At 63.1% G+C, this 539-nt stretch carries 1 protein-coding gene and 1 pseudogene; both read right to left on the bottom strand.

All coding sequences use genetic code 11. The annotated features are described in order from the left end of the window. Window positions 1-205: ATP-binding cassette domain-containing protein (locus tag J1G35_RS30670; protein WP_223016880.1), on the bottom strand; the 205-nt coding region annotated here is incomplete at its 3' end. Next, a pseudogene (locus tag J1G35_RS30675) lies at window positions 202-539 on the bottom strand (arabinose ABC transporter substrate-binding protein); the annotation flags it as partial. The gene J1G35_RS30670 and the pseudogene J1G35_RS30675, both read right to left, overlap by 4 nt.

Consider the following 539-nt stretch of genomic DNA (forward strand, 5'->3'; position numbering starts at 1 on the left):
TGGTCTGCGCGCCGATCTGCACCGTGCCGCTGCTGGGAATATAGGCGCCGCCGAGGATCTTCAGCAGCGTCGACTTGCCCGCACCGTTCTCGCCCATCAGGGCGTGCACCTGCCCCGGCTGGGCGGTGAAGCTGATGCCGTCCAGCGCCTTGACCCCGGGAAAGGTTTTGCCGATAGCGTCAAAACGCAGGGCCGCCGCAGTCATTTCCACAGCCCGATCTTGGTCAGTTCTTCCTGGAAGTTGGCGCGGGTGATCAGGGTCACTTCGTCCATGGCGGTGTACTTGGCAGGCTCTTTACCGGTGGTGACCCACTCGTACATCGCCAGCGCGGTGTTGTAGCCCTCGATGTGCGGGCTCGGCAGCATCGAGCCGAAGAAGCCGCTGTCGGCTTTCTTCAATTCGCCGATGGCGTCGGTGCCATTGATGCCGATGCCGATCACGTTGGCAGCCTTGAAGCCGGCGCTTTCGGTGGCGCGTACGCCGCCCAATACGGTGTTGTCGTTCATGCCGCCGATGATCAGGTTTTTCGCGCCGCTGG

This window comes from Pseudomonas sp. SH10-3B (assembly GCF_019891415.1).
In the GTDB taxonomy this organism is placed as follows: Bacteria; Pseudomonadota; Gammaproteobacteria; order Pseudomonadales; family Pseudomonadaceae; genus Aquipseudomonas.